This window comes from Scandinavium sp. NPDC088450 (assembly GCF_044900545.1).
Taxonomy (GTDB): Bacteria; Pseudomonadota; Gammaproteobacteria; order Enterobacterales; family Enterobacteriaceae; genus Scandinavium.
The window spans coordinates 21,448-44,270 of sequence record NZ_JBJDNI010000027.1 but is presented as its reverse complement, the minus strand read 5'-3'; the positions used below and the strand labels follow the sequence as shown (position 1 = coordinate 44,270).

Sequence of the window (22,823 nt, the reverse complement as noted above, 5' to 3'; positions counted from 1 at the left end):
AATGAAAAAAGCAGATTTAACCATCAGCTTCATTCCATTAATTATATATTGTGGTTACCTGGCTGCTATGCAGTTTCGGGTAGGAGGTGACTTCTTCATTTATGGATTGCTGTACTCGTTTTTTGGTAGCGTTTGTTATTCCATTTATTTCGTGGCAGTGGTTAAAAAAACTGTCAATGTAAAAAGGAGGTTTTTATTTTCGTTGTCATTTATATTTATGGTTTGCTTGGCTGTGGCCGGTTATGAAATTGGCGAGAGTAAAGACAATTTGTTAGTAATCGGTGTCGCGTTATATACAATTACTGCATTCTTGCTGATGGCTGTTTCTCTCTCACAAAGAGGCTTCATTGCCCGCGATACTAATACGGGAGATGTCTATCAGATATCGAACGGCGTGGCGTATCGATTGTCTGACGACGATGCTCTGCGTTATGCATCAGATAAAACGGTGCGGGTTGTTGATCTTTCATCAGGCTCTTTCCCTGTGGTGGCATACGGTTCTATTGCGATGATCGGAAACAGTGGGCAGAGTACGGACACGCTGACGAATCCCTCATCAGGCTTGCCTATGTATAATGGCATCTCCGGGCTGGATGTGGGTGGAAATACATGGGGCAGCACGAACATTGATACCGGTATTTCAGTGAACCCGGCATCGGGGCTTCCGATGAATGGCGGGATGTCTGGTATTGATGTAGGGGGGAATTGCTTGGGAACGACCTCCAGTGATTACTCGGGCGGACACAGTTCGTACGATCCTAACCGCGGTTATTAATCTTATAAGGGGAGTCTTTTCCCCTTTCTGCTTTCCTGCAGTTCAAGTCTGGTTCGAATTAAAACACTGAATATTCCGATCGCTTAGCCGATAACAATCAGGTTAATGGTTTCCATTAATCAGGACAGTTATTGGCGATTACAGGATAAAACAAATGAAACTGAATACCTTTGCAGTGGCAGGCGTAATGACATCTGTATTTATTCTCTCTGGTTGTGGTGCAATGTCCACCGCGATAAGTAAGCGCAATCTCGATGTTAATACGCAAATGAGCGAAACCGTCTGGCTTGAACCTTCTAATGAAAAGACTGTATTCCTGCAAGTCCGTAATACGTCCGATCAGGATATGTCAGGTCTGCAGTCTGAAATATCAAATGCACTGACGGCTAAAGGCTATCAGGTGACCAGTTCCCCTGACAGTGCTTATTACTGGGTGCAGGCAAACGTGCTGAAAGCAGAAAAAATGAACCTTCGTGATGCCCAGGGGTTACTGAAAACCGGTTATGAAGGGGGCATGACCGGGGCGGCATTAGGGGCCGGGATCACTGCCTACAATTCATCATCAGCTGACGCAACGCTCGGTGTGGGACTGGCGACAGGGCTTATTGGAATGGCAGCCGATGCGATGGTGGAAGATGTGAATTATACCATGGTGACCGATCTGCAAATTTCCCAACGCAGCAAAGCCACCGTCACGACGGACAACGTTTCGGCGTTAAAGCAGGGGACATCGGGCATCAAATTGCAGACCAGTAGTGAGCAGGGCGACCGGGCGAAGTACCAGACCCGCGTGGTCTCGAATGCCAACAAAGTTAATCTCAAGTTTGATGAGGCTAAACCCGTGCTCGAAGCCCAGTTGGCTAAGTCTATCGCCGGCATTATGTAACACCCGGGTGGTTGTGGTTTTGTCCACAACCGCTCTTCATCCTTCTCCCTGGCCTGCCATCCGGCGGCTGCTCTCCTCCCGATAATCACTTAAGCGCATTGCTGATCCTCTCCAGCGATGGGCTTCTTGCCGGATAATTTTTATGAGCTTTGCAGGAAAATTCCTTACACAAGGCGGTCAGATGACCGCTTATCGCTGGCGCATGTTTTTTCAGGTGAATAACTGGATCGGGTACTGGGTTTTCCTGCTGTTCCTTGGGCTCAGCGGAACGATGTTCTTTTACTTCACACCAGCAGAAACTCTGGATAACGGAACCTGGTTCTGGCTGGCGAAACTGAATGAAAGTTTTACCGCCCTTATTCCCCCGGGGAAGGGGCGTGTTTATGACATCCACTACTTTTATGCCCAGGCCAACACGACAGTCATCCTGAAAATGACGCTACAGCAGATCCTGACTGACCCTTATATGCAGGTTATGGGGCAGCGGCTGGCAGAAAATGCGCAGTGGGCGGCTGTGACCTGCGGTGGATCCTGCCTGGTGGCGTTTCTGTCCATCGCCTGGTATGTGACGCGGGTTGGTAAGAAGGAAAGTGAGGACGAATACCTTTCCGGGATGACGCTGACCGATCAGCCAAAAGAGGTTAACCGGGCGCTGCGTCGTAATGCCGAATTGTCAGACCTTCGGGTGGGTGACCTGCATATGGTCAGGCATGCGGAGGTTATGAACTTCCTGATCCACGGCACCATCGGTGTTGGTAAATCGACGCTGATCCGCTGGTTGCTTGATTACATACGCAGGCGCGGGGATCGCGCCATTATCTATGATTCCGGCTGTACTTTCACTGAAACGCACTACAAACCCGCAACGGATTTTATCCTGAACCCCCATGACGAACGTTGCGCTAACTGGCAGCTCTGGGGGGAATGCGTCGATGCGGTGGACTATGACAACTGTGCCGCCAGCCTGATCCCGGTCGAAGGAGAATCCGATCCGTTTTGGGTGTCCAGTTCGCGCACCATTTGGGCTGATCTGGCTATTCGCATGTCGACCGACCCTGAGCGCAGCATCGAGAAATTCCTCAAAACACTCTTGTCTCTCAACATGAAAAGCCTGCGTGAATACCTGGCGAACACGCCGTCGGCCAACCTGGTCGAAGAGAAAATCGAGAAGACGGCCATTTCGATACGTTCGGTTGTGACCAACTATGCGAAAGCGCTGCGTTACCTGCAGGGACTGGACGATGGCACCCGCGCGCCCTTTACCATCCGGGAATGGATGACCCAGGAACAACACAGCAACAGCTGGCTCTTTATTTCCACTACCGCACGCCATCGCAAGAGCGTCCGGCCGCTCATTTCTATGTGGGTGTCGCTTGCCACGCTGATGTTGCAGAGTATGGGCGAGAACAGCGATCGCCGTGTGTGGTTTATCTATGACGAAGTCCCCAGCCTCCAGCGTATTCCCGACCTGCCAGAGACGATTGCCGAAGGGCGTAAGTTTGGTGGCTGTTTTGTTCTGGGGGCACAGAATAAGGCGCAACTGACCTATGTGTATGGTCAGGAGCTGGCGAAAAGCCTGTTCGATCTGCTGAATACCCGCATGTATGGCCGTTCACCCAGTGCCGAGATGGCCAGAGTGGTGGAAGAAGAGCTTGGCCATCAACGCAAGCGCAAAATTCGCGAGCAAAACAGCTATGGCCTCGATCAGGTGCGGGATGGGGTCTCCCTGGGTAAGGACGAAGTCAATGATCCGATCGTGGATTACGAGCAGATCATGCGTCTTCCAAACCTGAACTTTTATGTTCGCCTGCCGGGAGAATATCCGGTTGTCCGGCTGAAACTGAAGTATCGGAAACAGAGAAAGCGTCACGCAGGTCTTATCGAGCGGAATATTCGCGATGTCCTGAGCCCGGAGCTGGAGAAGGTGATTCAGTCCAATGAACGGGCAGCCAGTGCTGCGGGTCTGCTTTTCCCGATTGGTGATGAACACCTGGAGAAGGTGGATGATGATGCCTTAGCAGGTAAAACGCAGAGCAGATCCGTTGCTTCCGCACCTGCAACGGCAAAAAGAGACGTGCAAGTGCCGGTCGTGGCTCATTCCCCGACTGCCTCGCCAACGACAGCCACGGTTCGTCAACCCACAGTAGCTCCCACCGCAAACAAAACAGCACCTGCAGCCCCTGTTTCTGTTACGCCAGAAACCGTCCCGGCCAATGAAACCCCGGTGGTTACCCCGGCCAATGCTGAGGAGAGAATGGGCAGTAATATCGTCCGTTTGCGTACGCTGGCGTCGCGTCATGCCCCGCATGCAGAAATGTCCGTTGCCTCCATACCCCGTGATGCCCTGGCGATGCTGAACAGCCGAAAACCGCCGGCGTCGGACCCACCCGTGGATGAAGAGAGTGTTGCCGGGGAGGCGCCGAACCTCGATGTGATTGTGGAGAGTATGCCTGATGGTGGCATACAGCTGACAATGCCGGGTCTGCACGACAAACCGGACGATGAAATGCACGGTAACGCTTATCACAGGGCGACCCGCAGCATGGCCGAAGACGAAGAAAACATCCTCATTGACCGTCATCCGGATAACGCCGGCCATGGCGACCACCATTTTGATCATTCAGACGGAGAACACGAACGATGATGTCCGTTGCCCCTGTTGCATCGGCCGGTGATGCTGCCGGCTATTATATGAATGCCGACAACTACTATTTTCTTGGAAACCTGCAAAGCCTGTGGCTGGGAGAAGGCGCGAAAGCCCTGGGTCTGCAGGGCGATGTCCGGGCTGATAATCTGACGGCTGTGCTGTACGGGTTTCTCGATAACGGGGAACGTCTTGGCCGGGAAGTCGACGGGAAACATGTCCATCGCCCGGGCCATGATCTGACGTTTTCCGCACCCAAAAGTGTGTCTGTACTCGCCCTGGTGGGCGGTGATAAAGCCATCCTCGAGGCGCATAATCAGGCGGTGCGTATTGCCGCCGGGTACGTCGAAAAGCTGATTTCAGCCCGCGATACGCTCGATGGTGTGACGTCGATTGTCACCACCGGGAAAATGGTGGCAGCGGCATTTACCCACGATACCTCCCGAAATCTCGATCCGCAGCTGCATACCCACCTGCTCGTGGCCAATATGACCGAGTCAGGCGGGAAATGGAAAGCGCTGGCTACGGACTATATCCATAATGCGGGTTTTATCGAAAACGTCATGAAAATGCAGGTGACGCTAGGGAAACTCTACCGTAGCGCGCTTCGCGAGCGTGTCGAAGCCCTCGGCCATGAGGTGGAAGAGGTCGGTCCGCATGGGATGTGGGAGATAAAAGGTGTTCCTGAAGAGGTCAGGGAAGAATATTCCTCCCGTGGCAGGGACATTGCCGGTGCGGTGGGGGCAGACGCCACGTTGCGCAGCCGGGATGTGGCGGCAAAAGATACCCGGCAGGCGAAAGTCGACCCGTCCCGTCTGAGACTGATGGAACGCTGGATCCGGCAAATGCAGGATAAAGGGTTCGATCTGCAGGGTTATATGCAGACGGCGGCACAACGGGCCAGAGACCGGGATCTCCCGGCGCAGGAGCCCGGGCATGATGAGCGGGCTGATGTCAGTGATGCCGTCATGAAGGCGGTCTCCTGGCTCAGCGACAGTAAAACCCGGTTTACCTGGGGGGAACTGATGCTGGCCACCACGGAATTCAGTGACCGTTTACCCGATCCGCAAACGCTGAAGCAGAGTATCGATACGGCGATGAAAGAAGGGATCATTGTCCCCCTGGATCGGGAAAAAGGGGTTTTTACCTCTCGTATCCATCTGCTGGATGAACTCTCCATCCAGGCGCTGAGCAGGGAATACCTGCAGTCTGGTCTGGTGGTCAGTTTCTCGCGCGCCGCGCAACCTGTCCCCCCGATGCTCAAAAATATTGAAGCCGACCCACTGATGCTTATCAGTGCGCCTTCCGGGTTGGCAGGGATCCGGGATTTGGTGCAGTCCCTCACCGATGTCAGCACCGAGCGGGGACGTGACGTGCGGGTTCTGGCAAGCTCTGCTGAACGAACGGTGTCGCTGGCCAAATCGGCGTCGCTGAAAGAGCGGTTGATTAACCGGCCCCAGGTGCTGAGTGGAACGTTTTCTCTGAAACCGCACAGTACACTGATTATCGAAGGGGCTGAACGCCTTAGTCTCAAGGAAACACTGGTTCTGGTCGGTGAAGCCCGGGAGAAAAATGCGCAACTTATTTTCCTCGACAGTGCCGGCCGCCAGGCGAATGGCAACGCCATGTCGGTGCTGGAATCGGGTGGTGTCAGCCGTACTCAACTCAGCACGCCAGTTTCAGGTCTGGAAACCTCGGTCGTAAGCATCACCGATAAGCGGATCCGTTACGAATCGCTGGCGACCCGGTTTGTGGAACTTCATAGCGGACAGGAAACGGTGACAGCCGTCGTGGTGGGCCAGCGTGAACAAAAACAGCTCACCAGCATCATCCGCGAAGCGATGCACAATGCCGGTGTGTTGCAGCGTGATGAGGTGACCGTCGAAACGCGTACCCCGGTCTGGCTGGACAATAAATCCCGAAGAATGGCCGGCTCGTACCGTGCTGGGCAGGTTCTGGAAGATCGGAGTCATGCAAAGGAAACCCGGCACTATGTGATCGATCGTGTTCATGATGATACGCGCATGCTCTCTTTGGTTGATCAGGATGGGGTGGTGGTTCGTCAGAAACTGAGTGATATCACAAAGGACTGGCGTTTGTACGAACAAGGGGAAATGGGAGTCAGCCGTGGAGAGTTGCTGATTGCGCTCGCCGCTGACAAATCAGTGGGCCTGAAAGCGAAAGAGCGTCTGACGGTGACGGCAGTATCTGAGCAGGGGCTGACTGTGGAGCATCGGGGGCAATCCGTGATATTGCCACTGGACAGACCACTTTATATTGCGCATGGATACGTGGCCTCTCCGGGTGGCCGCGACAACGATTCAGGTGTGGTACTGGCGGCACTCAATACGCGTGATATTACCGCTCAAACCATGAATTCGCTGGCGCAGTCCGGCAATCGGGCAGAAGTGTATACCGCTGAAACCACTGAGCGTACTGAAGCCCGCCTGCAACGTATGCAGAATAACAGTTCTCCTGTTCAGCTGGTTCGTCGCCTGAGTGGGAAAGATGAAGCCTCTGAAGCGATAGCGTCCCTGCAGGCAGGTGTCCGGGCAGGGGCTTCGCTGGCCTTATCCCGGGCCCTTGGTGATCAGCGTGAGGTCAGCTTCAGTGAACTGAAATTGACCGATGCCGCGAGCGGGTATCACAACAATATCGGGGAAATCCAGGCGGAAATCGCCAAAGAAATACGCACCGGCGGGCTCCTTTCTGTCAATGTGAACGGGGAAACCCGGCTCGTTGCCCGTGAAACCTGGGAGATGGAAAAAGCCATTATCCGGATGGTGGAGCAGGGGAAAAATACTCTGTTGCCATTGATGCAAGCGATTGATGACACGCTGCTGGAAGGGCTGACGGACGGGCAGAAGATGGCGACCAGACTGGTACTGAGCTCCACCGATCAGTTTATGGGCATTCAGGGATCGGCCGGGGTGGGGAAAACCACTCAGGTGATGGCGGTCAGGGACGCACTTGCAACCCTGCCAGCCGGTTCGCGTACTGAGCTCAATGGGCTGGCGCCCACCCACCAGGCGGTGAAAGAAATGTCGGATGTCGGACTTGTCTCCCAGACGATCAAATCATTTATTGTTGAACATGATCAGCGTGTTGCCGGAGGGGAGCGGCCCGATTACCGGGGAAAACTGTTTTTGATTGATGAATCCTCGATGAGCGGCAACCAGGATACTGCCGCGCTGTATCAGGCGATTCAGGAGGGCGGTGGACGTGCCGTCATTATGGGAGACAAGGACCAGTTTGAAGCGGTGGATTCCGGTGCGCCGTTTCGTCTGATCCAGGAGCGGAGCCCGCTGGATGTGGTGATCATGAAGGAAATTGTCCGCCAGCGCGATCTGCAGCTGAAAAATGCGGTTCATGACATCATCGATAACCGTGTTGATGCGGCACTGAGCCGGATTTCATCCATGAGCCCTGGCAAGGTTGAACGTGAGGTCGGGGCATTCCAGCCCGTCAGCTCCATTATGGAAACTCCTACCCCCGTGCAGGATATCGCGAGTGACTGGCTGGGCAGAACGCCAGAGGTTCGTGCCCGGACGCTGATCATTACACAGCTGAATGCCGACAGGCAGGCGGTAAACCAGGCCATTCGGGAAGGGCTGTCGGCCCGCGGCGAGCTGGGTCAACAGTCGGTCACTGTGCCGGTGCTGGAAGGTATCAGCCATACCCGACATGAGTTCAACAAATTGGCCCCCTGGGAAGCCGGTATGGTCGTCAGACGTGGTGACCGGTACCAGGATGTGATTGCAGTTGATCACAACGGTTCACTTATCACCGTCAGGGATGAAGACGGGAAGCCGGGACTGTATTCCCCCATAGAGCTGATTAGCGGCGACGTGCAGCTGTTTCGTCGCAATACCCTGGAAGTCAGAGCGGGCGATATGCTGCGTTTTACTGCTACCGCGCGCGATCTTGGGCAGGCCGCGAATGCGAAATTCACCGTCAGTGAAGTCAGGGAGAACGGTGAGCTGCTGTTGCAGGGAGAGCAGGGAAAACGCGTAATCCAGCCCGCTTCCGTCCGCGCAGAACAGCATCTTGATTACGGGTGGGCGATTACCGGTCATGGTGCGCAGGGCGCAGGCAGTCAATTTGTTCTTGCCCTGGAAGGCACGGAGGGGGGAAGGCGGATGCTGGCAACGCTTCGGGCTTTCTATATTACCGTTTCAAGGGCGAAAGAGCATGTTCAGATCTATACCGATGGCCTCAGTAAATGGCTCGATGCCATCAGGACCCCGGAACGCGAGTTGAAGACCGCCCATGATGCGCTGAAACCCGAAACCCAGCGTCAGCAGGCGAAAGCCATATGGGAAATGGGCCAACATCCGGGGCGAACGGCCATCGGACGGGCCTGGATAAAACATCAGGATCTGCCAGGTGATGCGCTGGAGATGAAAATTATCCCGGCAACCCGGCGGCATCCGGATCCGGCCGTTGCTCTGCGGCTGTTTGACCACAATGGCAAAAATGCCGGGCTGGCACTGGTATCACTGCTTTCCTCCGACAGTGGTCGTCTGACTCAGGGTGAAGTACGGATGGTGGCAACGCAGGGGGCTCAGGGCGCTATTCTCCAGCGAAGCCGAAATGGTGATACCCGGGTTGTCAGCACCCTTGAGCAGGCGCTGGATGCGCTTCGTCTGCATCCCCAGGATGGTGTTGTCTGGAAGACCGGAGAAGAAAGTCCCTCATCATCGTTAATGAAGCTGACCCGGGGAACTGAAGTCGCTCAGGACGTTCGCATCGCGTCAGGAGTGGCCGGGTTGCAGCCAGATATTCGGATCCCGGTAGTGGAAGAGGGTAGTGATAACAGTGTGTTGCGTAGCATCAACCAGGTTCGGGAGCAGTCTGCGGCCCTCAGAGAGGCCGCCGCGCAAATCCGCCCTGAATCTGAAACCCGCCCTGAGGAAAACATCCCCAGATCTGCTCTGGTTTTACCTGAGGAGCGGATATCCCTTATCAGTGAGCCTGACAAAGCTAATCAGGTGAGGGAACCCGATGTCAGCCTGATACGCCAGGCAGGCGGGCAGGATAACGACAATCAGGAAGAACAACGGGCGGCCAGCGACGCGGGTTCCGGATGGGATCCCCAGTCCGCTGTGCGCTCCCGGCACTCCGATGAACTCCAGCAGGCTTCGCGTGCGGCGGGTGAGCTTGCTGAGCGCACAGCCACAGAGAAGGCTGCAAGTATGCCGCCTTCTGAGCACGGGCGATTGCCGGAGCAGGACGAACAATCCATTTCCAGAACGATTCAGAAAGAACGTTAATCCCAGGAATCCCATTATGAACAAAACATGCTTATCAGGATTCGTCCTGACAGTGTGCGCTGGCATTATTTCTTCGGTGTCAACCGCAGCCACTCAGCCTGTTTTCAGTCCGGAACAGGAGGCGCGAATTGGTGAAATTGCGGCAGACTATATGCTGGCGCACCCTGACGTACTGGTTCAGGTCAGCGAAAAACTTCAGATGCAGCAGCGCGAACGGCAACAGCACATTTTTGCCGTGAAGGTCATGGAGAATCAGGACGCGCTGGTTAACGATCCGGATACGCCAGCGGCAGGTCCAAAAGATGCCCACGTTGCGGTCATCGAATTCTTTGACTATCAGTGTGTTCACTGCAGCCATATGGCACCTGTCCTTGACGATGTGATGAAACGCCGCCCGTCGGTGAAGTACATCTTCAAAGAATGGCCGATTTTTGCCGGCAGCTACAAAGCCTCACTTCAGGCCGCTGAGCGTGGTCTGTCGGTGTGGAAAGCAAAAGGGGCTGATGCCTACCTGACCTATCACAATACCCTTTACCATACCGACCATATTGAGGGGGCACTGACGGAAAATGATATAAACCAGGCGACCGTTGCTGCGGTGGGGAACAAAGTCGTTCGTGATGAAAGTTCTGACGCTGCGCTGGAGAACAATTATACGCTCGCCCGCTCTCTCGGCCTGACTGGCACCCCGGGTCTGATTGTGATGCCACTGGAGAATGCGGCACCAAAAAACATTACCGTCATTCCAGGTTCAGTGTCTGCCGAGGTGTTGCTGGCTGCAATCGACAAAGCCGGTCAATAAAAGAGCTGCCGCCGGCGAACGCCGTTGGCCGACGCCGGAAACGGGATAAATTTCAGTTACCCCGCTTCCGGCGTTTTTGTTAAAGACAGGCTACTTCATGCTGCCAGCTTCATTTATCTTCTGCTTTTTCGTTGTGTTGATTGTCGCGCCTGACATTTTTCCGGTATTCCCGTTTAACCTGCTCGATGTCCTTTAGTGTCGCAGACCAGTAAATTCCGGCGGAGTACCGGTATTTTGAGGCAACTTCGTCGATAACTTTGATTGTACTGTCGCTACTGCGGTGAGAACGGCCTCTCTGACCAAAGACATCAACGATAATTGACTGGCTCTCCGTTCTGCCGAACAGACTGTTACACAGTCGCTTCACAGCCAGAGGGGTAAGATCCATACCTTTCTCAATACCGATATCGAAGATGAAAATCAGCATTTGCGAGGTTTTATAGTTTTTAACCGCCGCACTCAGACGGGCCGCGCGCTGCGGCGCTTCCCAGCGGTCATCGCTGTACTTTCTGATTTCATCCTGATAATCCGCAGCCAGTCTTTCCACGGGGTAGCGATAATAACGGTTGAAGTATCCCGCTGCCTGGCGAACTGATTGGGCATAATCCTCTGCCATGAGCCTCTCACCATTAATGCTAATGTACGCGTGCATTAGCATTAATGGTGTTTCCGGGCAATTACCCGGAGGGCACCTCTTTTCAGGCTAGCAAATGGCGGGCATTGTCCCGGAAAACATCAGGCCCTCTGTGATTGCCTTGCCTGCTCCTCTCCATATCCTGTTGCCGTCAGTGAAACCGTGACCGCATTCTCCTGATCGTCATCTGCCGGGAGCATATTCCAGACACTGCTTTCCAGTAATGCCCTCAGCCCACAGATACTTCCAGTGACACGGGCCCTGACCGGTAACTGCTGGCTGCCTGTGTCATCAAAGGCTGCATCCAGAGAATACTTGAGCACATAAATGCCGTTCACTCCCGGGGTTAACTTCTTCCGTCTGCGACCCTGCCACTACTCGTCTATCAGCACCTGGTAGATCCAGTGATATTCCCGTGCGGTATCCGGTGCATGACTCAGACGGTAGAAATCAGGCTGATCGCTGAGCTCTGCCTTTGTAGAAAACCAGAGTTGTTTATGTACTCGTTGTAACCCAAAAATGACTTGCTCAAAATTGTGGCTCACAGCTTCCCCTAAAGATTAATAATCCCATTCCGCAACAATCACCCGCTGACATATAAAGCTGTCATTCGGATTATTTTCCCTGCCGAAATCATCATCTATCTGAACATATAACCCCGCCAGTAAATTACCTGACGGGTATCGCGACATGATCCGGTTTTCTGGCATATGAGGAATTTCCGGAAGTGTACCACTGTCACGTAATAAGCAAAGCCCCTCTTCGGCCGCTGCGCGCCGGGTCACAGGGCAGGGGTGAAACACAACATACAGATGAAAAATCAGCTGAAAGAGTGGCACATGTTGTGTTTGTTCGCCGCAGTGCGGCGATGCGGTTCAGGAAGATCCGGAACCAGGGGTTTTCGGATCTGACCGGGAAAATAGAAAGCCTGTATGTATGTTCTGTACTGCATGTACGATATGTATTAAGTGTATTGTGTATTTTTTTCCCCGGGCGTACGATGAGGTCATCGCAAAAATGATCGGAGCCCTTTTCATGAGCACACTCTCCCCGGACACCGTCCGCCGTATTGAAGACGCCGCGGCCGCCCTCATCGCTGCCGGCACCCTGAACCCGACCAACGAACAGGTCCGTCAGCATCTCGGCGGCGGCTCGCTGTCCCATATATCACCGGTGATGCGGGACTTCCGGGCCCGTCAGCGTGCGCTGGCCGCTGAACAGACACCGGCGCTGCCGCCAGAGCTCACGCAACTGCTGACCGGCCAGCTGGGGCTGCTGTGGCAGGCGGCGGTCAGGCAGGCCGAGGCGGAGACCCTGGCGGCGCGCGAACAGGCCGACGCCGATATCGGACAAGCTGACCAGGAACGGGATGCGGCGCTGGCGCAGGTGGCCACGCTGGAGAGCGAGCTGGCGGTGCTGCGGGAAGTACAGACTGAACGGGAGCGTCTGCTGGAAGAGGTTCGCCAGCTGCGGACCGATGTAGTGCCGTTAAGGGAACAGATTGCACGCCTGACCGCCACCGGTGAACACCAGGCGGCACAGCTGCAGGACACGAAGGCGGAGCTGAAGGGTGCCCGGGAAGAAAACCGCGCCCTGCAGGCGGAGCTGCTGACCCTGGCCCGGGCAGACAGCAAGGTGAAGAAATGAGACCGGAAAGAGCTTTGCGTATCCGTGCATTTCGTCAGGCACTGGAGCTGGGTGCCGGTGAGCGTGCAAATGAGTGCCGTCATTTTCGGCGCTGGAAAGAAGAACTGAAGAATTTCCCGCGCGGCAGCTGCGATCTGGCCAGCAACACACTGGCGCAGTATCTGATGGCTACTGAGAGATGCCACCCCTGCATCATATTTATGGAAGGGAATGCTGGCTTTCATGAAGCCGAAAACTCTACCGTTCACGGGCACGTTATCGTGCTACTGGATGGGGAATATATCGATCTGACGCTGGATCAGTTTCCAGAATACCCGGAATACATCCCAGCTGAAGGTGTCGAGTCAGGAGGCCCTCTAGGGACACTTCTGCGCAATATCATGAAGCATAAGGACCCGGTAATAACCCGCCAGGTTGACCTCAACGGTGGGGAGGAACTCTCAGCCTGGTTAAGTGACACTGCGGAAAGTTTTCTGGCTGGGGATCCAGAATGGCAGGCATGGGAACAGTCCATCGCGGAACACAGGGAAGCGGCCCTTAAGCTGTTCCCGTTCCTTGCTGATTCGCCCCAGACTCGAACGAACGTATCGGGAGACGGGAAATGAAAATTTATCATTACACCGATCTTCACGGTCTGAAGGGCATCATTGAATCAGGCTCACTCTGGGCGACGCACTTTTCCTTTCTCAATGACAGCAATGAGTTGATACATGGACTTAAATGTATCGAAAATACTCTTCAATATCTTGATGGAGAGCTTCCACCTGAGATCCTGCAGTTTATAAGAGGCTCCCTGGCACATTTTAAGGGGCATCGGGCTCCGCATGTTTATAATATTTCATTCTGTTTGCAACCTGATTTGCTGAGTCAGTGGCGTGGCTACGGCAATGCCCAGGGGGTATGTTTAGAATTTGATAGTGATGAGCTGATTCAGACTCTCGCGCTTGAACAGTATCTGGTGTTCAGTAATCCGGTTATTTACACCAAAGAAAATTCCACTGTCGAAGCTAGCGCAGAAATTCTGCAATTTTTCAGGGATCGTACGGCTAAAATGGGCTCCGAAAACAACGATTTGTTCCACATGAGTATGGCCGCTAAACTTGCGCACAGCCTGCCGCCATTCTTCAAAAATGAGGGTTTTGCGGAGGAACAAGAGTTTCGGATCGCAATTATACAGGACCAGCCGCTGGATAAAGTACAGTTCCGTATTAATGCCAATGGGCTGGTACCTTACAAGATTGTGAGGGCAACCGGACAGCTTCCTCTTGAAGGGATTAAAATTGGGCCCTGCCGTAATGCCAGTCTGATGAAGCAGGGGATATCAATATTATTAGAAAGTCATGAATACAAAAACATCCCAATTACGTTGTCGGAAATCCCGTTCAGAGGATAACAGACACCCGGAGCCAAAAAATCAGCCGTACTGTTGAGATATGTTGCCAGGAAGCGGGTTACCCAACTGATGGAAAATGCTCAACGGTCAGCAGATAGCTATCGCTTTCCTCTGCTGTGGCCCTCCAGCCGCAGCTGGACAGCAAAGCCTGAAAACCGGGTACGCTCCCGGTGATGCGAACTCGGACGGGTAAGGTCTGCCTGCCGGCATCGTCAAAAGCGGCATCCAGCGACGATTTCAGCACGTAGACGCCATTCACTTCCGGGTTCAGCACCAGCTGCCGTCGTCCCTGCCACTGCTCATCAGAGAGCACCTGATAGACCCAGTGATATTCGCGGGCCGTATCCAGTGCATGGCTCAGCCGGTAAAGGTCAGGCTGGTCTTCCAGACTCCCGGTGGTCGCTTTCCAGAGAAAATTGAGCTTAAACGGCAGCTTAGCCTGCACACCCAATGTGCGCCCCTGTTTCAGCAGCCAGTCAATGTCGCGTGCAACCTCGCGGGGAAAGCGGCGAGTGCGTTTTGCTTCGGCAAGCCACCGGGTCAAAAACAGGTTCTTCTGCGCCTCGGAACTGACCAGGCCATCGTGTCGGGCGGTATGGAGAGCGACCAGCGCACACCATGCCATGTGGGCGGTTGCGGCGGTCTGATGGGACGTATCGGCCATGCTTTTCCAGTGATTCGGTAATGATGATGTAGATTATACCCGTAACCCTGCCGGTTAACGCGGCGGTGTTGCGCGAATCATACAATAATCGGGATACAACAGGACTTACTACGATCTGTCTCTCTGACGCTTCTTTATCCGGTTAAGTGCATTTTTCAGCGAGGACGCTGAGCGATCAGGAAACATCTGCTGTAGCTCCGGGAAAGAAAGATGCTTGTTCGCGTCGAGTTGAGCCTTTTCTTCTTCTGACCACGACTGCCGTGGTGTGCTGACTGCCATGCGCAAGCCGAGCTGAATGGCCTTCTGACCTGCAGTCCTCCTCTGGCGGCCGGGTAGGCGCCGGGCAACGGCACTGCCTTCCGTGGGATAAAAATCCCGCAGGATCTGCAGTTCAGCATCAGACCAGTCACTGAGGGGGCGGGACAAGCCCATTTTCCCCGCCAGGCTGAACACGGATGAGCGGGGTCTGCCGGGCAACATCGCCAGAATATCATCCATGCTCTTACTGGTTTCGTACCAGCGCGTGAGAATGTCTTTCTCAGCCTCGCTCCAGGTTGTGGTCACTTGTTTGTTGCCGGCGCGTACTGCCGGTAGTCTGCCCTGGCCACGGGCGCGCTTCAGGCGAGTGAGGGCGTTTTTAATGGATGACAGGCTGCGGTCCGGAAACAGGGGGAGTAAATCCACTGGTCGCAGGTGCAGGTGCTGACTCAGCGTCTGCCACTCCTTTTCATCCCATTCACGGGCACGGGGATGCCCGGGTGAGACAATGCCCAGCGCACGCGCTTTTTCGCGGATGGCCTCATCTGATTTGGCGGGTAATCGCCGGAGAACCGCCTGACCTTCTTTCGGGTAATGTTCATAAAGACAACGGAGCTCAGCTTCCGTCCAGTCATTGTCCGGGCGTGATAATCCCAGTTTTCCGGCCATCGCCATCACGGCAGTCGGGCTTCGCTCCGGTAACAGGCTAAAAATCGTCTGCATCGGGGTGGGACTGCTGTAATGACGATGCAGAATCTCTTTTTCGGCCTCGCTCCAGTGACGTGATGTGTCTTCTGAGCACTGGAGTTTACCCGCCATTTGTTTGATGGCGGTCGCGGTCCTGCCCAGGTGCGCGGCGATCTCTTCTGGAGTTCGGGTGCGGTAGTGGTCTTCTACATAATCCATTTCCGCAATCGTCCAGCGCGTCCGGTGGTTTCGTGCGCCGTAAGGCGCGTTTACCATAGTGTCTTCCATGTTAGTGCCAGTCATGAGCAGCGAACATGTTAAAACATTTACCCATCGCATTCATGTCGGAATTATCCTGATATAAATTAATACAATCACAACCGTGAATGATTCATTAAAGAGTATTCACAAAAAATATAAATTAACTGACTACAAAAACATTTAAGCATGCCTGAACAGTCTGATAATGGACCTTCTTAACTCGTTGAACACCCCACTTTTAATTATGAATTTCTTGAAATGCAAAGTCGGGTTATTCATATATTGCAGTAAGAGAAGGGCACAATGCCGCGTCGTTCGTGGGCTGCGTGGGGATAGCGTTAACAGACGGCCTTGCGGTAATTAAGAATATCGGTTTTGTCCTGTTTACAACCTGAATATACAGCGCAATAATGAACGGCCTGCCGTTATATTTCGCACTCTCGTTCATCTGGCAGGATGCCCAATAACACCTCAAGGAGAATAACCGGATGTCTCAAAGCTTCCAGGGGGAAATCCCCAAGGCACGTGTTAATATTTCGCTCGACCTGCATACCGGCGGGGCGCAAAAGAAAGTAGAGCTTCCTCTTAAGCTTTTGACTACCGGTGACTTCAGTAATGGTAAAGCTACCGGCACGCTGGCAGAGAGAGAAAAAATCAATATTAATAAAAACAATTTTGACGCTGTATTAGGTGAGCTGAATCCCGAAATCAATGTCACCGTCAGGAATACGCTTGCCGGCGATGACTCAGAAGAAAATATTCACCTGAGTTTCCAGAAAATGAAAGACTTCGAGCCCGAAGCCGTTGCCCGTCAGGTCCCCCAGTTAAAAGCCATGCTCGCCATGCGCAATTTATTGCGCGACCTCAAATCAAACCTTCTGGACAATGTCACGTTCAAGAAAGAGCTGGAAAAAATCCTCAAAGATCCCGCTTTAAGTGAAGAGCTGCGTAGTGAACTCAACGCACTTGCCCCGTCCCAGGATTAATTGAATTACTGGAACCTTTAACGGAATAACTGGAAAGAATGCTTATGTCAGTCAATAACGAAACACAGGCGCAGGGTGCAGGTGCGACAATTGGAAAAACGCTGCCGCAGGGTGGGGTATATGCCTCACTGTTCGATAAAATTAATCTGGATCCGGTCGCAAGCATTGGTGAACTGAATAATTTTGAAGACAACACCGCCATGGCAGAAACGTCGGCGAATGCCCGCGTGACCGCAGCCGTGCAGGTCTTTATGCAGTGCCTGCAGAAGTCTGGTCAGAAAGTGGAGAAGTTAGATAAAACGCTGCTGGATCAGCATATCGGTGAGCTGGATTTTCAGATTAGCCGTCAGCTTGATGAGATCATGCACAACGACGCGTTCCAGAAAATTGAATCCGTCTGGCGTGGACTCAAATCGCTTATTGACAAGACAGATTTTAGACAAAATCTCAAGGTGGAGTTGCTGGATTTATCGAAAGAAGAGCTGCGACAGGACTTCGAGGATGCCCCGGAAATTATCCAGAGCGGGCTGTACCGACAGACCTACATCGCAGAATACGACACCCCGGGTGGGGAGCCGATTGCTGCCATCATCTCTGCGTATGAGTTTGATGCGTCTGCGCAGGACGTCGCGCTGATGCGTAATATTTCAAAAGTTTCTGCTGCTGCCCACATGCCATTTATCGGTTCTGCCGGTCCGGCGTTCTTTTTGAAAGAAAATATGGAGCAGGTGGCCGCCATCAAAGACATTGGCAACTACTTTGATCGCGCCGAGTACATCAAATGGAAATCGTTCAGGGAAAGCGAAGATAGCCGCTATATGGGCCTGGTGATGCCACGTGTTCTTGGCCGCCTGCCGTATGGTCCGGATACCGTGCCGGTACGCAGCTTCAACTACATCGAAGAAGTGAAAGGCCCGGACCACGACAAATACCTGTGGACCAATGCTTCGTTTGCCTTTGCGGCCAACATGGTAAAAAGTTTTATCAACAACGGCTGGTGCGTGCAAATCCGTGGCCCACAGGCCGGCGGTGCCGTTCAGGACCTGCCTATCCATCTGTACGATCTCGGTACCGGCAACCAGGTGAAGATCCCGAGCGAGGTGATGATCCCGGAGACCCGTGAGTTTGAGTTTGCCAACCTCGGCTTTATTCCGCTGTCGTACTACAAGAACCGCGATTACTCCTGTTTCTTCTCAGCTAACTCCACCCAGAAACCGGCGCTTTACGACACCGCGGATGCGACGGCCAACAGCCGCATCAACGCCCGTCTGCCGTACATCTTCCTGCTATCCCGTATTGCGCACTACCTGAAGCTGATACAGCGTGAAAACATCGGCACCACCAAGGACCGCCGCCTGCTGGAGCTCGAGCTCAACACCTGGGTGAAAGGTCTGGTCACTGAAATGACCGACCCGGGTGACGAACTTCAGGCTTCACACCCGCTGCGTGATGCCAAAGTGATGGTGGAAGACATCGAAGACAACCCGGGCTTCTTCCGCGTTCGCCTGTATGCGGTACCTCACTTCCAGGTGGAAGGCATGGACGTCAACCTGTCACTGGTTTCCCAGATGCCGAAAGCCAAATCCTAAGGCGAGGGGTAATCAGGGATGAAAATTTTTCGCCCACTTTGGGAAGACGGGGCCGCGCTGGCCCCGCAACAGTTCCAGCAGCAGGCCCGCTGGGGAGAACATGTCACCGGTTCGGTAGCCCGGATGGGGATTTCTCATCCCTGGGGGTTTGCGGTGGCAGAGTTTGACGATGCGGCTCTGGCGTTGTCCCGCCTGAATGCCACCCGTCTGGTGGTGTGTTTTCAGGACGGTACGCTGGTTGATACTGACCTTGCCGATACTCTCCCGCCGGTCTGCGACCTGTCGTCAGCCTCGGGAAGCGACGCCGTGGAAGTGATGGTGGCGCTCCCCCTGCTGAATGCCGGCGGGGGGAACCTGGATAATGGACAGGACAGCGAACGCCCGCGTCGCTGGAAAATGGAGCGGGTCACGGTTCAGGAGTTGGCGGGTCACGAAAGCGGAGAGCTTGCCATCCTGCGTAATGCCATCACGCTGCGTCTGTCCACGCAGGAGAATACCGCATATCTGACTTGTCCGGTTGCGCGCCTGGTGCGTAATGCCCAGGGACAATGGATCCGTGATACGTCCTTTATTCCGCCGATGCTTGCGGTGTCTGCCAGCCCGCGTCTGGTTACGGAAACGGCAGAGTTGCTGGTCCGTCTGCAGGCCCGTCGCCGCCGTCTGATGGCAATGCGTCGTGAAAGCAACGAACGGATGGCCGACTTTGCCGTCGCGGATGTGTCCCTGTTCTGGTTGCTCAATGCCCTGAACAGCGCTGAACCGGTGCTGAGCGAACTCCTGCAGACTCCTTCCCGTCATCCGGAACTGCTGTACCGCGAACTGGCACGCCTTGCCGGCAGCCTGCTGACCTTTTCACTGGAGCACGATGCCGGAGATATTCCGGCGTACCGTCATGATGCGCCGGAAGCGGTCTTCCCGCCGCTGCTGACGCTGCTGGATAAACTGCTGGAAGCGAGCCTGCCATCACGGGTGGTCAGCATTGCGCTTGAGCATGACGATCAGATCTGGAAAGGCTCCCTGCACGATGCGCGTCTGCGCGAAGGGGCGGATTTCTATCTCTCTGTACGCTCGAATATGCCAAACCACGAGCTGCAAGTTAAATTCCCGCAGCTGTGCAAGGCCGGCAGCTTTGACGATGTCTCCGACGTGGTGAACGTCGCGTTAAGCGGCATGGTCATCAAGCCGCTGACCCATGTACCTGCGGCGATCCCGCTGCGTCTGGAGAACCAGTATTTCTCACTGGATCTTAGTTCCGATGCCGCACGGGAAATGCTGGAGATGGGAAGCTGTACCTTCTATACCCCGCGTTCGCTCGGGGAGGTGAAACTTGAACTCTTTGCGGTGCTGCGGACATGAATAAAGCCGAACTCAGCCAGATTGAGCGTATTTTCTATCCCGGCTGGCTGATGGCCAGCCAGCTGCGGGGCGGTCAGGAAGTCAAAGACGGGGAAGGGCTTTACCGCCGCGCCTGTCGTCTGGTTCAGGATGCACGTACCGCACTGACCGGTGCGGGTTGCAGCGATATCAGTCGTGACCATATGGTGTATGCCCTGTGTGCCCTGCTGGATGAGAGTGTCATGAATCGGGGAAGCACGGATGACGGTTATCTGACCTGGCGTCGTGACCCGCTGCAGGCGCATTTTTTTGGCACGCTGAATGCCGGAGAAGAACTCTGGGAACGCATTCGTCACCTGCTGAAAGAAACCGCGCCGGACACCGCCGTGCTGACCTGTCTCTACCGGACCCTGCAACTGGGTTTTGTAGGCCAGTACCGGGCCGAAGATGATGAACGTCGTGAGGATGTCGTCAGGGCGCTGGGGGAAAGAGTACCTGCCTTTGAGCTTGCTCAGGATGCCCCGGTTATCGTCAGGGCATCGCGTCTGCGCAGTGGCCGACGCTGGTACTGGCTGTCATGGATTGCCGGTGCCGTGGTGCTGGCTGTTCTGTGGTTCTTCCTTTCCTCTTCTCTCACCGACCTGGTGAGCCAGACCGTCAGGCCGGGGTAAGCGATGCGTGATGTTTACCGGAGTCTGTTAACGGTTCTCGGGACACTGCTGTCGCTGTGGCTTGTCCTGGGATTCTGGCCCCTGTCGGTGACCAGTCGTGTCGTGCTCTGCCTGCTGATACTCCTGGTATCCGGGGTTTTACTCTGGCGCCAGTGGCGGGCCACGAAGAGCCGAACGGACGCCGTCAGGGAAGCGGTGGACGACAACCTGCCGCCGGAGGATTTTCAGGGCTCTGTCATTCTGGTCTGCGGCGATAACACCGCTTTGTTCCCGCCGCAGACCCGCCATCGTGAAACCCGACAGGGCTGGTATCTGTGGGTAAAAGACGCGGAGCAGTTGCCGTTACTGACGCAGCATCTGGGTCAGGTACGTCCGGCGCTGGTTTCTCAGGTGTCGGTGTTGCTGGCGATTCTGCCAGAGACGCATACCTCTGTTGATGACTTCATCCAGCAGCTGCGGGGCTGGCAGCGCGGGATCGTTCAGTGCCGTGCGGCGCTCGGCAGCCTTCCTCCTGTCTGGACGGTGACCTGGGTGTCGCAGTCTGCTGCCTGCACAGGTGCAGAGCCCGTCTGGTTTACCACGACAGGTCAGCGTGCCGGCTGGCAGGTTCATCAGCCCGGTGAGGGCAATTTGTCACTGACGGAGTGGACCCGTGAACCGGAGGCGGGGGAACGCCTGTCGCGGCTCAGCCAGGGTCTGTGGCTTGACAGCATACTGGCCTGGCAACAGGACACCGTGATCAGCCTGCTGTCGGTACGCCACGGTGAGTTGCCTGCAATGAAACCCTGCGCATTCGGCATCTGCATGGTGTCGGTGAACGGTCTGCCGGAGAACCTCTGGCAGCAGCATATTGCCGCACTGACGGCACTGCCACCGGATGTGACTCTTTCCGATGAGCCTTTGCCGCTTCCTGAACTGCTGTTACCGGCACTCCCACGTCGGCGGGGGGTCAGTGGCCGGATGGTGTTCTGGCGTTACGCCGGTCTGCTGGGCGGGGCATTTCTGGCGCTGGCGATGCTGGCTTCCTGGTTTAATAACCAGCGTCTCATCCGCAATATCAGTGACCACCTAGTGCAGTATCAGCACCTGTCGGGTCAGCCTGTCGCCCCCAAACTTCGGGCGCAGCAGCGCCTGCGGGCTGATGGCGCTTTGCTGGATGACTGGTCGCGCCGTGGCGAACCGCTGCGCTACCGTCTGGGGCTGTATCAGGGCCTGCGTCTGGTGCCACCGGTGGAAGCGGCCGTCAGTGACTGGGCACCTCCGCCGCCACCGCCACCGGTTATCAAAAAGATTGTTCAGGGTCCGAAGACCATTCGTCTCGACAGTATGTCGCTGTTTGATTCCGGCAAGTCTGACCTCAAAGCCGGCTCCACCAAAATGCTGGTCAACTCCCTCATGGATATCAAAGCAAAAGCAGGCTGGCTGATTGTGGTCAGCGGACACACCGATAACACCGGTAACCCGAAACTGAACCAGACGCTGTCCCGTGAGCGTGCAGAAGCGGTGCGTGACTGGATGCGGGATACCGGTGATGTGCCGGAAAGCTGTTTTGCGGTGCAGGGCTATGGCGAAAGCCGTCCTGTTGCCACCAACGACACCCCGGAGGGGCGTGCGCTCAACCGTCGTGTCGAAATCAGTCTGGTACCGCAGGCCGATGTCTGCCAGCTACCGGGCAACACCCAGGCGTCATCGGATGATGACGCTGACAAAAACGTAATGGAGTAAATCATGGCAATTCCTGTTTATCTTTGGCTGAAAGACGACGGCGGCGCGGACATTAAAGGGTCTGTGGACGTTCAGGATCGTGAAGGCAGCATCGAAGTAGTGGCACAGAAACACAACCTGTACATCCCGACTGACAACAACACCGGCAAGCTGACCGGTACGCGTATCCACACCCCGTTCCTGTTCACCAAGGAAATCGACTCCGCAAGCCCCTACCTGTACAAGGCGGTGACCACCGGTCAGACCCTCAAGTCTGCGGAATTCAAGTGGTACAAAATCGACGACGCGGGCCAGGAAGTGGAGTACTTCAACACCAAACTTGAGAACGTGAAAGTGGTGAAGGTGAACCCGGTCATGCACGACATCAAGGATCCTGCTTTCGAGAAGCACAATCACCTTGAGCAGATCGAACTGCGTTACGAAAAAATCACCTGGACTTACAAAGACGGCAACATCATTCATTCCGATTCCTGGAACGAACGCGCCACCGCGTAAGACCGCAAAGCGGACAGCCCCCTCTGTCCGCTTTTTTGCTTTTCACAGCGCCTGCCTCGCGGACGTTCTGCAAAGCAGTCACACACTTTATCAGTACT

The 22,823-nt window shown here is 54.8% G+C and carries 17 protein-coding genes and 1 pseudogene; 15 read left to right on the top strand and 3 right to left on the bottom strand.

Annotated features, from left to right (window positions below; all coding sequences use genetic code 11):
* The first annotated feature begins 1 nt into the window (after position 1).
* The 5 genes from ACI2I2_RS19890 to ACI2I2_RS19870 all read left to right on the top strand — a co-directional run bounded on the left by ACI2I2_RS19890 (position 2) and on the right by ACI2I2_RS19870 (position 10,380).
* Complete coding sequence (locus ACI2I2_RS19890; protein WP_404659497.1) at positions 2 to 775, top strand: hypothetical protein; 774 nt, start codon at positions 2 to 4, stop codon at positions 773 to 775.
* 154 nt (positions 776 to 929) lie between these two features.
* Complete coding sequence (gene traT / locus ACI2I2_RS19885; protein ID WP_404659496.1) at positions 930 to 1,661, top strand: complement resistance protein TraT; 732 nt, start codon at positions 930 to 932, stop codon at positions 1,659 to 1,661.
* A 142-nt stretch (positions 1,662 to 1,803) separates the two neighbouring features.
* Entirely contained in the window at positions 1,804 to 4,305 is a 2,502-nt protein-coding gene (traD, locus tag ACI2I2_RS19880) for a type IV conjugative transfer system coupling protein TraD (protein WP_404659495.1), read from the top strand.
* Positions 4,302 to 9,578: a conjugative transfer relaxase/helicase TraI gene (traI, locus tag ACI2I2_RS19875; RefSeq protein WP_404659494.1), complete on the top strand. Its 5,277-nt coding sequence runs from the start codon at positions 4,302 to 4,304 to the stop codon at positions 9,576 to 9,578. The genes traD and traI overlap by 4 nt, the downstream gene beginning before the upstream one ends.
* 16 nt (positions 9,579 to 9,594) lie before the next feature.
* A complete protein-coding gene (locus ACI2I2_RS19870; RefSeq protein ID WP_404659493.1) occupies positions 9,595 to 10,380 on the top strand; it encodes a DsbA family protein in 786 nt (261 codons plus the stop codon).
* A 109-nt stretch (positions 10,381 to 10,489) separates the two neighbouring features.
* Here ACI2I2_RS19870 and ACI2I2_RS19865 read toward each other — a convergent pair whose 3' ends face one another.
* On the bottom strand, positions 10,490 to 11,032 hold the full coding sequence (locus tag ACI2I2_RS19865; protein WP_404659551.1) for a hypothetical protein: 543 nt from the start codon (positions 11,030 to 11,032) through the stop codon (positions 10,490 to 10,492).
* 1,017 nt (positions 11,033 to 12,049) lie between these two features.
* Here ACI2I2_RS19865 and ACI2I2_RS19860 point away from each other — a divergent pair.
* The 4 genes and pseudogenes from ACI2I2_RS19860 (at position 12,050) to ACI2I2_RS19845 (ending at position 14,054) form a co-directional block, all read left to right on the top strand.
* Positions 12,050 to 12,661 carry a DNA-binding protein gene (locus tag ACI2I2_RS19860; RefSeq protein WP_404659492.1) on the top strand — a complete coding sequence of 204 codons (612 nt, stop codon included), beginning with the start codon at positions 12,050 to 12,052 and terminating at the stop codon, positions 12,659 to 12,661.
* A 14-nt stretch (positions 12,662 to 12,675) separates the two neighbouring features.
* Positions 12,676 to 13,266: a hypothetical protein gene (locus ACI2I2_RS19855; protein ID WP_404659491.1), complete on the top strand. Its 591-nt coding sequence runs from the start codon at positions 12,676 to 12,678 to the stop codon at positions 13,264 to 13,266.
* Positions 13,263 to 13,445, top strand: a pseudogene (locus ACI2I2_RS19850) (hypothetical protein); the annotation flags it as partial. The gene ACI2I2_RS19855 and the pseudogene ACI2I2_RS19850, both read left to right, overlap by 4 nt.
* A 63-nt stretch (positions 13,446 to 13,508) precedes the next feature.
* Positions 13,509 to 14,054, top strand: coding sequence for a DUF2971 domain-containing protein (locus ACI2I2_RS19845; protein ID WP_404659550.1), 546 nt, complete (start codon positions 13,509 to 13,511; stop codon positions 14,052 to 14,054).
* A gap of 58 nt (positions 14,055 to 14,112) precedes the next feature.
* On the opposite strand, the gene ACI2I2_RS19840 is transcribed toward ACI2I2_RS19845, so the two are convergent.
* Both ACI2I2_RS19840 and ACI2I2_RS19835 read right to left on the bottom strand, forming a co-directional pair.
* Complete coding sequence (locus tag ACI2I2_RS19840; protein ID WP_404659490.1) at positions 14,113 to 14,718, bottom strand: DUF2913 family protein; 606 nt, start codon at positions 14,716 to 14,718, stop codon at positions 14,113 to 14,115.
* Positions 14,719 to 14,826: 108 nt separating this feature from the next.
* Positions 14,827 to 15,951: a hypothetical protein gene (locus ACI2I2_RS19835; RefSeq protein ID WP_404659489.1), complete on the bottom strand. Its 1,125-nt coding sequence runs from the start codon at positions 15,949 to 15,951 to the stop codon at positions 14,827 to 14,829.
* A gap of 461 nt (positions 15,952 to 16,412) precedes the next feature.
* Between ACI2I2_RS19835 and tssB the strand changes: the two genes are divergently transcribed.
* The 6 genes from tssB to hcp are packed head-to-tail and all read left to right on the top strand — an operon-like array spanning position 16,413 to position 22,725.
* Positions 16,413 to 16,910 (top strand): type VI secretion system contractile sheath small subunit, encoded by a 498-nt coding sequence (gene tssB / locus ACI2I2_RS19830; RefSeq protein WP_404659487.1) that lies wholly within the window; start codon positions 16,413 to 16,415, stop codon positions 16,908 to 16,910.
* A gap of 38 nt (positions 16,911 to 16,948) precedes the next feature.
* Positions 16,949 to 18,499 carry a type VI secretion system contractile sheath large subunit gene (tssC, locus tag ACI2I2_RS19825; protein WP_404659486.1) on the top strand — a complete coding sequence of 517 codons (1,551 nt, stop codon included), beginning with the start codon at positions 16,949 to 16,951 and terminating at the stop codon, positions 18,497 to 18,499.
* 18 nt (positions 18,500 to 18,517) lie between these two features.
* Entirely contained in the window at positions 18,518 to 19,855 is a 1,338-nt protein-coding gene (gene tssK / locus ACI2I2_RS19820) for a type VI secretion system baseplate subunit TssK (RefSeq protein ID WP_404659485.1), read from the top strand.
* Entirely contained in the window at positions 19,852 to 20,505 is a 654-nt protein-coding gene (gene tssL / locus ACI2I2_RS19815) for a type VI secretion system protein TssL, short form (protein WP_404659483.1), read from the top strand. The genes tssK and tssL overlap by 4 nt, the downstream gene beginning before the upstream one ends.
* A gap of 3 nt (positions 20,506 to 20,508) precedes the next feature.
* A complete protein-coding gene (locus ACI2I2_RS19810; protein WP_404659481.1) occupies positions 20,509 to 22,230 on the top strand; it encodes an OmpA family protein in 1,722 nt (573 codons plus the stop codon).
* Between the two features lie 3 nt (positions 22,231 to 22,233).
* Complete coding sequence (hcp, locus tag ACI2I2_RS19805) at positions 22,234 to 22,725, top strand: type VI secretion system effector Hcp (RefSeq protein WP_404659480.1); 492 nt, start codon at positions 22,234 to 22,236, stop codon at positions 22,723 to 22,725.
* Positions 22,726 to 22,823: the final 98 nt, after the last annotated feature.

Coding starts and splice junctions, on each gene's coding strand:
- tssL (WP_404659483.1), top strand. CDS start 19,852: ATGAATAAAGCCGAACTCAGCCAGATTGAGCGTATTTTCTATCCCGGC.
- hcp (WP_404659480.1), top strand. CDS start 22,234: ATGGCAATTCCTGTTTATCTTTGGCTGAAAGACGACGGCGGCGCGGAC.
- ACI2I2_RS19810 (WP_404659481.1), top strand. CDS start 20,509: ATGCGTGATGTTTACCGGAGTCTGTTAACGGTTCTCGGGACACTGCTG.
- ACI2I2_RS19840 (WP_404659490.1), bottom strand. CDS start 14,718: ATGGCCGATACGTCCCATCAGACCGCCGCAACCGCCCACATGGCATGG.
- traT (WP_404659496.1), top strand. CDS start 930: ATGAAACTGAATACCTTTGCAGTGGCAGGCGTAATGACATCTGTATTT.
- ACI2I2_RS19870 (WP_404659493.1), top strand. CDS start 9,595: ATGAACAAAACATGCTTATCAGGATTCGTCCTGACAGTGTGCGCTGGC.
- traI (WP_404659494.1), top strand. CDS start 4,302: ATGATGTCCGTTGCCCCTGTTGCATCGGCCGGTGATGCTGCCGGCTAT.
- ACI2I2_RS19860 (WP_404659492.1), top strand. CDS start 12,050: ATGAGCACACTCTCCCCGGACACCGTCCGCCGTATTGAAGACGCCGCG.
- tssK (WP_404659485.1), top strand. CDS start 18,518: ATGAAAATTTTTCGCCCACTTTGGGAAGACGGGGCCGCGCTGGCCCCG.
- tssB (WP_404659487.1), top strand. CDS start 16,413: ATGTCTCAAAGCTTCCAGGGGGAAATCCCCAAGGCACGTGTTAATATT.
- ACI2I2_RS19865 (WP_404659551.1), bottom strand. CDS start 11,032: ATGCACGCGTACATTAGCATTAATGGTGAGAGGCTCATGGCAGAGGAT.
- tssC (WP_404659486.1), top strand. CDS start 16,949: ATGCTTATGTCAGTCAATAACGAAACACAGGCGCAGGGTGCAGGTGCG.
- ACI2I2_RS19835 (WP_404659489.1), bottom strand. CDS start 15,951: ATGGAAGACACTATGGTAAACGCGCCTTACGGCGCACGAAACCACCGG.
- traD (WP_404659495.1), top strand. CDS start 1,804: ATGAGCTTTGCAGGAAAATTCCTTACACAAGGCGGTCAGATGACCGCT.
- ACI2I2_RS19890 (WP_404659497.1), top strand. CDS start 2: ATGAAAAAAGCAGATTTAACCATCAGCTTCATTCCATTAATTATATAT.